Origin of the sequence: Mastigocoleus sp. MO_188.B34, assembly GCF_030065675.1 — a bacterium.
Taxonomy (GTDB): Bacteria; Cyanobacteriota; Cyanobacteriia; order Cyanobacteriales; family Nostocaceae; genus Mastigocoleus.
The window spans coordinates 1-9,959 of record NZ_JASJDK010000195.1 but is presented as its reverse complement, the minus strand read 5'-3'; the positions used below and the strand labels follow the sequence as shown (position 1 = coordinate 9,959).

Sequence of the window (9,959 nt, the reverse complement as noted above, 5' to 3'; positions counted from 1 at the left end):
CTTGGGAAATACAAAGAAATCAACGCGATCGCACAGTTGATTGGCAGTTTACTACCACAGATGCGCGGATTAAACTTAAACGACTTTATCCCTCAATTATTTCTTGACAGACTACTAGTCTGTCATCGAAAATTTAAATTATTTAGTTAGAGTATATTATCTGGTCATTATCTCAAAGCACTAGTGTAACCTGACCTGATTGTTCTCACTTTACCTTTGCAAGGTTCTCCCAAATATTTTTACCGGTCAATATGTAATTCCTAAACTCTGTAGGGGTGAAATTACTACCGCATTCCTACCAATACAACATTGAAATCAATACCTATAATCCTTTACATTTATTAACAACAACCTCGTGGGAATTTAAGAAATATTGCTTTTGAGAATAGTAGATCTAAGAGCATTAAGTTCAAGAATTTTGGCTTTAAGAATAAATTTATGTAAAGGTAGGAATGTCGGTTATGCAAGTACGATGGAAAAAACTATTTCTTAAAACCTCTGTATGGTTAACTGCAGAAATAATCTTGACTGTAGTTGGTTTGGATAATTTAGCAGATTATAGTGAATTTGTTTTACAGAATCAAACCATAACACAAGTAACCGAAGCTTTTTCTAACCTCATTACCTTGATTTCATAATTTCTTTGAGTTTGGACTATTTAATTTAAATTACTATTTATATTTAGTGATTTAAATTTTAAGATATTAGTCTTATTAAAATATTAGTTTTATGGTTTTAGCTTTGTAAGGCTAACTGTTTTATATTTAACTGCGATCGCTTCATTTCTCTTTAAAATATTGAAAAAATATGGAATGATTAGAGTCCACATTAGTAAAACCTTCGAGAAGTTAGAACTCCATAAAATCTATTCATCTTGAGTGACTTCACCAACAGCTATTTGCCAAACGACCCTAAATGACTGGAAGGAATCCTGAGATATTCTTTCTTCTACTAAAGCATTGACCGAACGCTTAAATATAGCTTCCAAGTCTTGGCGAATATTTTTGCTTTCTAACTTAAGTAATTCAGATGGTTCTAAATTTTTGAGTCGTTGTTGAGTTTTTCCTTTGGCTCGATCCAAAATATTGTTTAAACTCTTTTCCATCTGATTTTGTATCTGAGATATATACGGTATTTTGATATTCAAAGTTTCGCTAATTCCTAAAGACTGATCCCAAATAATAATTAAAGATAACAATTGATTTCTCAAACGCTTATTATGCTCTTTTTCCATATTTTTTCTGGCTTTTTGCACAATAGCATTAAATATTTTTTCTGACTCAGGAATTTGTTCGATGACACCGACAGTTATTTGCAGAGTTTTTCTAAAAGATTTTAAAGATTCACGAGAAATTTTTCCTTTATTGCGAGCATTCTGAGCTTTTTGAGTACACAGTAGTATTTTTGCAGTTTTATTAATGATATTAAAACGTAGTTCCTCCAGTACATCGATTTGGTTCGATTTATAAGCTGCGATCGAAGAAGTTGCTGCTTTTATAGACTCTTCTGCATCCATAAGAGCGGTTACTTCTAAGATATAATCATCAGCTTTATTTTTCTTTGCTGCATTTTCTCGGAACAAAAGTGCTAACCAAGAAACAAATGGGAATGCAATTGCAACGAGAACTTCCATTACTCCCGAATAACGCTCAAACCAAGTAGGATCTTCCTTCTGATAGTAAGCTTTTGCTCCGGGATGAATTGGTCTTCCAGTTCCACCTGCTCCGCTAAGATTATCGGGTTTACGAATTAAGGCTGCTGCTGGTATTTGATTTTCTTTATGTTCGCATGTTAGGTTTTCAGTTTCGTCAAAAATGTTATCGTCTTTGCACCCATATACTAATTCTTGACGATGCTCGTAAAGAATTTTAGTAATTTTATGAATTACCTCTTTATCAACACTTTTATGTGCTAAAAATAACCGATTAACGGATATGGTAGGTAAGTCTTTATCGGGAATTGGTGGATTACCTTGATAAGCTCCTTTAGGAATAATAGCCTCATCTAAATCTGGATGTTCTATTTTCATCGCCTTAGCTTGTTCGATGGGTATTAATTTTGCATTGCAGTGTTTATTTTTAAAAATTTCATTGCGAATAGAATAATTACCTGCACGACGAACATGAAACACCACATCTGCTTGACCCGCACAAAATGCTTTGTCTGGGTTACTACTTTCTACAGAATAAAATTTATATTTGTTTGTTGAATATTTAAAGTCACTTTCAACATAATATTTGATTAATTTTCTGTTGAGCAAACCATAGTGTTCCATTAAAAAATCAAAGGATTGTATTTGACCTCCACCTGAAGGTGGTAAGACAACTCGTTTTCCTTTTAAATCCAGAATACTGTCAATTCCCGAATCTTTTTTAACAATTAATTGATACATGTCTGGGAATAACAAAGACACAAGTTGCGCTTCTGATGGCGCAGGTATGTCAGCCTGAGCCATAGCTAACTGTACTCGTCCTTTCTTTAGTAATTCTAGGTTCTCCTGAGTTCCATCAGTGCGTTTAAGAACACTAAGTTCAATATTACTATTAGAGTTATTAACTACATGTTCTAATTTTTTGGCAAATATAAAACTATCTCCGTTGGGTTTTCCTGCTGCAATTATCAGGTACTGTTTTTGATTGCGAAATAAACTGATAAAAGAACAAATAAGTAATCCCAAAACAAATAAAATAATGAGTCGAGTTTTATACTTTCTCATTGTAATAAAACGGTAAATTTAACACTACTCGCAGAATCAATTTCGTAGCTTTTACCTTTTAGATGGAATAGTTTATTAACTTTTTCTGCTGGTTACTACACTTTAAGTTTGCAGGATTCCATATTATTTCTGCTTCAGAGTAAAATTTAATATACTTTTAAACTTTTCTTAACTTTTTGGATTATTAGATTCTGACTAATGAGATTATTAATTATGAAATTCTGATTTATGTGAAATTATCTAAGCTGGGTATTTACTTTAGAAAAACGTTTCCGCAAGGAAATAGCAATCTCAAACCATTGGAAACAAACTAGTAACGAGTGTGTAAGTCCTAAGATATTAAAGATTGTTTCACCAGCAGTATCAAAATCTGAAAAGAGTTAATTTAAACCTTAGTAGATTTTCCAATACTTGAGATTATGAAGCTTTATTACATGCCTACAACAAGAGCAGTTCGTCCTCGATGGCTTCTGGAAGAAATTGATATTTCCTACGATTTGGTTAATGTCACCATGGAAATGTCTCGCTCAAATGAATATGCCAATCTTAATCCTCATGGTAAAGTTCCGGTATTGGTGGATGAAAATGTAACTATTTTTGAATCGGCAGCAATTTGCGCTTATCTTGCTGATAAATATTTGGAGCGAGGCTTTGCACCAAAACTAGAATCACCTGCACGGGCATATTATTATCAATGGATGTTTTATGCTTCTCTAACTTTGGAAACCCCAGTAGAGCAATATATGTTTCGTGTATTACCAGGTTTACCAGAAAAGTTATTGCCTAAACAAGCACAAGCAAAAGTTACACCGGAGGAAGCTAAGCAATGGTTCGCGAAGGTGTGTGGACCCCTAAATGAACTCCTCAAAGATAATAATTATTTAGTAGAAAACAGCTTTACTGCTGCAGATGTAGTAACAGGTGGTGTCTTATTATGGGCATTAAAACTGGGAATGCTCCAACAGGATAGCCCTGTTAAAACTTATCTTGCCAGGCTAATGGAACGCCCTGCGTTTCAAAAGGCTGATGAAGATATGTATGCCAAGATAGATTAGGGACAAAGTAAGAGAACTCTAAAATAAGAAGCGAATGCAACGAAATTGCTAACAATAAAACAGTTAACAGTTAGCATTTCACTTTAGCCCGTAAGGGCTTGACATTAGCCATAAACTGTTAACTGTTAACTTTGAACTGTAGCCCGTAAGGGCGTGGCGTTAGCCATAAACTGTTAACTGTTAACTGACTAACAAACCATTTCTCTTGTAGCCTCAGCATCAATAGGTTTCGTCAGATAAATCCGTAATAAATGACCGACAGTCGAAGCTATTACCGGGATTTTCTGGAAGAACTTAACAATTTTGGGTTTGTTACTGCTGTTAATCTCAGTCAATTTCAAATTGTTCTCAGAACACTTTTCTAAGCGACGGAAAAAGTCTGGATGTTTAGTATTTAAAATGACAGGAAATGCCCGTGCTGCAGTTTCGTTGGTCTTTTCAATTACATCAATATTGTACTGGCGAGCATCTAAACCAACGGAATCATAAAATGTTGAACGCTCTAATACCGTCAGGGTGTGAGTAGCAAATACAGAAAGTAAAAAGAAACGTACCCATAACCGAGCTTTCCAATTATCGTAAAGTTTCCCTTGGGATCTCACCAATACCTTGAAGAAATCTCCATGGCGATTTTCATCCTGACACCAACTCTCGAAGTAACGGAACAGGGGATAAAACTGATTCTCAGGATGTGACTCCAAATGACGGAACATAATTATGTAACGCCAATAACCTATTTTTTCCGATAAATAGACAGTATAAATTACCCATTCTGGAGGAAAGAAAGTGTAAGTACGATTTTTAGTTAAATAACCTAAATCTAAAGACAAGTTAAAGTCTGACATTGCTTTATTCAAAAAGCCTGCATGACGAGCTTCATCCCTCGATAGGTATCCAAAACCTTCCGCAAGTAGGGGATTTTTATTTTTGAGTCGTCGCGACAACTCTTTAAACAACAGAAATCCCGAAAATTCCGAAGTACAGGAACGTTCTAGAAACTCAATAAAAGCAAGGCGTTTTTCTCCATCAATGCTGTCCCAACACTGTTCAAACTCTTCACTACGCACGAAGTGATGGCGATTGTAATCTGATTTTAACTCCTCGATTACTGCTTTTAACTCAGACTCATGCCCAGAGAAATCCATCTGCGCGATCGCCTCAAAGTCAGTGGTGTAAAATCGGGGCGTTAACAATGTCTCTTTTACCGGCGCTTTAACTCCCGGTTTGAGCATCTCCGGTTCTAGGGTTTGAAGCGATTTAACCATGAGAATTCTGCCATTTAATGCTTACAAGGCTATATAAACACGATTTATTCAGTAAATCTATAATTGGTTAACTTATTTGAAGAATTCTTCAAATAAATTGTTAATTACTCAATAACTTTGAGGATATTTACTTAGGGGTTGGGGATTGGCGTTAGCGCAGCGTGACGCGACAGCGTCATATGGCGATTGGGGTTAGCATCGCGTAACGCACCATTCCAAATTTCAGAATTACAGGTTATTAAATTCTCATTCCTTACCGATAAAAACACTATTTATTTTAGAACTTCATATGTAGTTATCCACTAACTAAACCTTATTTTTGATATGAGCATCCGCAACTTAAGAAAGAAAAAATTTTGTTCCCATTACCCAATCCCTAGTCACTAGTCGCCAATCCCCAATAAACACTTGTTAAGAAAAGCCAATGCTTGTGTAGTGATACGAAGAATAGTGATTAAATAGTTTTAAGTAAGAGTTTATAAGACTAAATTTTATCTTCATGGAAATAGTCTTTGCTCTGAACCGGGCGATTTTGGTCAAAGTAAAGCCAAAAATAATAGATTAAAGGGAATCCACGCTTCGGGAATAAATTCAACAAACTGTAAATCCAGTTATCAAACTGGTAACATTTCCGATTAATTCTGCGCAAATCCAACAAACCACAGGATTTGAATATAAGGGAATTGACAATGAGTAATGGTCTAGCGATCGAGCTTCGTAAGAAAACGCAGAAAGCTCATACAGCTGCGGAAAACGTAGGATTTATGAAATGCTTTGTCAACGGAGTTGTAGATCGTGACTGTTTTGCAAAGTTTTTAGGTAATTTATATTTTGTTTATGGCGAACTAGAAGCGGCTGTTCAAAAACATCAAAATCATCCAATTGTTAGTAAAATTTATTTCCCCGAACTGAATCGTAAAGCTAATTTAGAAAAAGATTTAGAGTTTTACTACGGTAAAAATTGGCGACAAAAAATTACTCCATCTCCAACTACCAAAAGTTACGTGAATCACATTCGTAAACTTTCTGCTTCATCACCAGAGTTATTAATCGGTCATACATACACCCGTTATATGGGCGATCTTTCTGGAGGTCAGATGTTGCAAAAAGTTGCTCAATCCACCCTCAAACTAGAGGGATATCAGGGCACATCTTTTTATCATTTTGAACAAATTCCTGATAAAAAAGCATTTAAAAATAAATATAGAGAGGCGTTAGATGCTTTACCTATTGACGATACCACTAGAGACAAAATAGTTACAGAAGCAAACTATGCTTTCTCACTCAACATGCAAATCATTCAAGAATTAGAAGCAATTTTGATCCATGCGATAGGGGAAATTACATTTAAGAAACTCACAAGTCATCACAGTTCTGGTAGTACGGAAATGAGTCAAAAGTAAGAAGTAAGGAGTAAGGAGTAATGAGTAATAAGTAATGAGTGAGGAGTAGGAAATAAGAAGTAAGAATTGAGAAGGATTTACCAATTACATATCGCTAATCGCTAATCGCTAATCCCCAATCCCCAATCCCCAATCCCCGAGGCTGTCGCGTCACGCTGCGCTTACGCTAATCCCCAATCCCTAATCGCCAATCCCCCAATGCTCGATATCATCAAAAAGTACGATACTCCAACACCAAGATATACTAGTTACCCACCAGCGACGGAATTAACTGAGAATTTTACCTTCAAGGATTTTCAAGCACGTATTACAGCTTCTAATCTGCGCCGATCGCCACTTGCTTTATATTTTCATATCCCTTTTTGCCAAAATCCTTGCTATTACTGCGGTTGTAATACGATTTTTTCCCAAAATAAAAATATTGCTCAACTTTATCTGGAGTATTTGGTTAAAGAGATTGAGAATACAGCTAAGCTAATCGATCCACAACGGGAAGTGGTTCAAGTTCATTGGGGTGGAGGTACTCCCAATTATTTGAGTTTGTCACAGGTAGAATTTTTATGGGAAAAAATCACCCAAAATTTTACTGTTAATTCCAATGCAGAAATATCTATAGAAATTAATCCCTGTGAGGTTGATAAAGAATATATTTTCTTCCTCCGGGACTTGGGGTTTAACCGTATTAGTTTTGGGATTCAAGATTTTAATCCCCAGGTACAAAGTGCTGTTAATCGCATTCAACCGGAAAAAAAACTATTCGATGTGATGGATTGGATTAAGGTTGCTGGGTTTAAAAGCGCAAATGTCGATCTAATTTATGGTTTACCCTATCAAAACCTCGATAGGTTCCGCAAAACAATAAAAAAGACTATCCAATTAGACCCTGATCGAATTGCTGTCTTTAATTTTGCTTACGTTCCTTGGATCAAACCGTTACAGAAAAAGATTCCTGTAGAAGCTTTACCCCACCCTCAGGAAAAATTAGATATTTTCCAAATGACGATTGAGGAACTCAAAAATAATGATTATGTCTTTATTGGGATGGATCATTTTGCAAAACCTCACGATGAATTAGCGATCGCTCAACGGAATCTCCAACTCAAACGTACATTTCAGGGTTATACGACCCATCCAGAAACCGAACTCTTTGGTTTTGGAGCTACATCAGTAAGTTTATTGGAAGATACCTACGCCCAAAACTATAAAAAATTAAAGGATTACTATCAAGCAATTAAAGATGGAATTTTACCAGTATTTAGGGGTTTTCAATTAAATCGGGATGACATCATTAGACGAGAAGCGATCGTCAATATTATGTCTAACTTTCAACTTTGCAAACAAGATATTGAAGAGAAATATCAAATCAATTTCGATGATTATTTTTTTCGAGAACTCCAAGCTCTAAAAAATTTGGAAGCTGATGGATTGGTACATCTATCATCAACACACATCAAGGTTACGGAAGTTGGTAGACTGTTAGTAAGAAACATAGCCGTGATATTCGATACTTACATTAGTCAAAAAGAGCAAAAGTTCTCTCGAGCAATTTGAGAACACTAGGTAGGTACTATTTCTTACTAAAATATTAATATTTATAGTCCAATACGGTTCATATAAGCCTAAATTTCTTCGTAGAGACGCGACATGATGACCTAACGATCACGCTCCGCTAACGCGTCTCTACAGGTTACTTGTAAAAAAAAAGTCTTAACTGAACTGTATTGACTTATAGTCATCATAAGTACAATACTACGTCTACTTAGATAACGTTAGGTCAGTAGTTGCGGTTTAGCACTACTTCTATCGACTACAAAACGAAAATAAAAATTTTCCTACCTAGGGTTCGATTTTAGACGTAGTATTCAGTTATCAGTTATCAGTTTATGGCTAACGCCACGCCGTTGCGGGCTACAGTTATCAGTGAACAGTGAACAGTTATCAGTATGATTCAGTGAAAAAGTATAGTTTATCTAATGAACAATGAATTTAAAGGAGTTAAAAATTAATTTCTAATTCTTTATTACCAACTATTTATCGGTAAATAAATTACATCAATGTATGGAAAAGCAAATTAAACATCAATCAACAAACTAGATATAAAATCAATAGGTTAATTAAAGAATTGAAAAATTGATGCTAATTTAGAAATTGGTTTTTATGAATTTTCTAATTGTTTGGTCTTTTCATTAATACCAAGTGCAACTAGAATTTCTTCTAATCCGATTCTCAGGAGAATAACATAGGACGAGAATACTAGGGGAGCTAAAACTAAACTTCCAATTCCCAATGTTAAACCGTTATTAAAACCTTCCGTAATTATTACTATGGCCATTAAAGCAGCAAAAATTATACCGATTACGTAAAAAATTCCAACAATTTCTACTGCTTCTACAGCCATAAACTTAGAAAACGAAAAATCAAATAACCGAAGAAAAAAGTTTTTACTTAGGGACATAAAATTTTAATTTTCCTTTAATACCCTGACAATTCAGTCAAATTTATTCACTTTCATTCAAAAGTACCAAGAATCAATAAATTTTGCACTGACATGCAGTAATAACTATCTTTATTGTATTCTGTTTTGGAATCTCGTAGATGATGTTACCACTATGCAGTTATAAATCAGAGACTTTATCTGTAAATTATTTGTTTCTTTAATCCTGCTTAACAGATCTAACAATTATTAGTTTTGTCATAAGCATAACCACTCAAAATAACTAGTGATATCGGTATATCATATAAGATAACCTTTGTCCATTTACTTTGAGGAGTATTTACCTGAAGACTCTTTGACAGTTTATGGCGAAAGCCACGCCCTTACGGGCTACAGTCATCAATTACCAATTAGTTCAAGATAATTATTCCGGATCGCAGCGAATTTCTACCATGAAACCATCAGGGTCGTAGAAGTATACACCGCGTCCTGTGGGACGACTTACGGGTCCGTGAGCAATGGTAATCTGATTTTGTTTTAATACTTCAACTGCACCATCAAATAATTCTGGAGCAATATCGAAAGCTAGGTGATAAGCTCTAGTAAAGTTTTTTTCTGGATCTGGGTCGGGAGGATTTAGATCTGGAGCGCCAAATAGATCCAAAATTGTGCCGTCAGGGGTAATAAAATTAGCAACTTTTCCTTCTGCAACTAATTTTACTAAGGTTTCAGGAACCTCTTCACCTGTAAGCTCATGTAACCCTAGGATGGTACCGTAAAAATACCGGGAAGCTTGCATATCTTTTACGTTGAGGGCGATATGATGTACTCTACGCAAATCACCTGCACTTAATACGCTTTGTTTACTTTGGTTTTTTAGATTTTGGGAAGTGGATACCATGGAAGAAAACACTATGTAGCTACAACAAAAATAGAATGGCAAAATATTTTGCCTTCTACTATAAGTCTAGTTTCCGGTGCAAAACTATTGAACAAATAAGAAATAAAACTTTGCTTAGTAACTGATACTTGCATATATCATAATAACCAATTACAAGTGAAATATTTTGCCCAATTTTTTTGATT

The 9,959-nt window shown here is 35.0% G+C and carries 8 protein-coding genes; 4 read left to right on the top strand and 4 right to left on the bottom strand.

Going from position 1 to position 9,959, the window contains the following annotated elements:
• Positions 1-461: 461 nt before the first annotated feature.
• Positions 462-638 carry a hypothetical protein gene (locus QNJ50_RS27410; RefSeq protein WP_300642003.1) on the top strand — a complete coding sequence of 59 codons (177 nt, stop codon included), beginning with the start codon at positions 462-464 and terminating at the stop codon, positions 636-638.
• A 227-nt stretch (positions 639-865) separates the two neighbouring features.
• Here the strand turns inward: QNJ50_RS27410 and QNJ50_RS27405 are convergent, their stop codons facing one another.
• Positions 866-2,716: a TAXI family TRAP transporter solute-binding subunit gene (locus QNJ50_RS27405; protein ID WP_300642000.1), complete on the bottom strand. Its 1,851-nt coding sequence runs from the start codon at positions 2,714-2,716 to the stop codon at positions 866-868.
• A gap of 419 nt (positions 2,717-3,135) precedes the next feature.
• Here QNJ50_RS27405 and QNJ50_RS27400 point away from each other — a divergent pair, with 419 nt between their 5' ends.
• Positions 3,136-3,771 (top strand): glutathione S-transferase family protein, encoded by a 636-nt coding sequence (locus QNJ50_RS27400; RefSeq protein ID WP_300641997.1) that lies wholly within the window; start codon positions 3,136-3,138, stop codon positions 3,769-3,771.
• Positions 3,772-3,959: 188 nt separating this feature from the next.
• Here QNJ50_RS27400 and acsF read toward each other — a convergent pair whose 3' ends face one another.
• On the bottom strand, positions 3,960-5,036 hold the full coding sequence (gene acsF, locus QNJ50_RS27395; RefSeq protein ID WP_300641994.1) for a magnesium-protoporphyrin IX monomethyl ester (oxidative) cyclase: 1,077 nt from the start codon (positions 5,034-5,036) through the stop codon (positions 3,960-3,962).
• A 689-nt stretch (positions 5,037-5,725) separates the two neighbouring features.
• On the opposite strand from acsF, the gene QNJ50_RS27390 reads away from it, so the two are divergent.
• Positions 5,726-6,439 (top strand): heme oxygenase (biliverdin-producing), encoded by a 714-nt coding sequence (locus QNJ50_RS27390; RefSeq protein WP_300641991.1) that lies wholly within the window; start codon positions 5,726-5,728, stop codon positions 6,437-6,439.
• A 198-nt stretch (positions 6,440-6,637) separates the two neighbouring features.
• The gene (gene hemN / locus QNJ50_RS27385) at positions 6,638-7,990 is read left to right on the top strand and encodes an oxygen-independent coproporphyrinogen III oxidase (protein WP_300641988.1); all 1,353 of its coding nucleotides are present in this window, start codon (positions 6,638-6,640) and stop codon (positions 7,988-7,990) included.
• A gap of 604 nt (positions 7,991-8,594) precedes the next feature.
• Here hemN and QNJ50_RS27380 read toward each other — a convergent pair.
• Positions 8,595-8,894, bottom strand: a complete 300-nt coding sequence (locus QNJ50_RS27380; protein WP_300641985.1) for a DUF4282 domain-containing protein — start codon at positions 8,892-8,894, stop codon at positions 8,595-8,597.
• 403 nt (positions 8,895-9,297) lie between these two features.
• Positions 9,298-9,774: a VOC family protein gene (locus QNJ50_RS27375; RefSeq protein ID WP_300641983.1), complete on the bottom strand. Its 477-nt coding sequence runs from the start codon at positions 9,772-9,774 to the stop codon at positions 9,298-9,300.
• Between the last annotated feature and the right edge of the window lie 185 nt (positions 9,775-9,959).

Bases quoted from the DNA above. Each gene is read 5' to 3' on its own strand.
- QNJ50_RS27375 (WP_300641983.1), bottom strand. From the start codon at position 9,774: ATGGTATCCACTTCCCAAAATCTAAAAAACCAAAGTAAACAAAGCGTA.
- QNJ50_RS27410 (WP_300642003.1), top strand. From the start codon at position 462: ATGCAAGTACGATGGAAAAAACTATTTCTTAAAACCTCTGTATGGTTA.
- QNJ50_RS27405 (WP_300642000.1), bottom strand. From the start codon at position 2,716: ATGAGAAAGTATAAAACTCGACTCATTATTTTATTTGTTTTGGGATTA.
- hemN (WP_300641988.1), top strand. From the start codon at position 6,638: ATGCTCGATATCATCAAAAAGTACGATACTCCAACACCAAGATATACT.
- QNJ50_RS27390 (WP_300641991.1), top strand. From the start codon at position 5,726: ATGAGTAATGGTCTAGCGATCGAGCTTCGTAAGAAAACGCAGAAAGCT.
- acsF (WP_300641994.1), bottom strand. From the start codon at position 5,036: ATGGTTAAATCGCTTCAAACCCTAGAACCGGAGATGCTCAAACCGGGA.
- QNJ50_RS27400 (WP_300641997.1), top strand. From the start codon at position 3,136: ATGAAGCTTTATTACATGCCTACAACAAGAGCAGTTCGTCCTCGATGG.
- QNJ50_RS27380 (WP_300641985.1), bottom strand. From the start codon at position 8,894: ATGTCCCTAAGTAAAAACTTTTTTCTTCGGTTATTTGATTTTTCGTTT.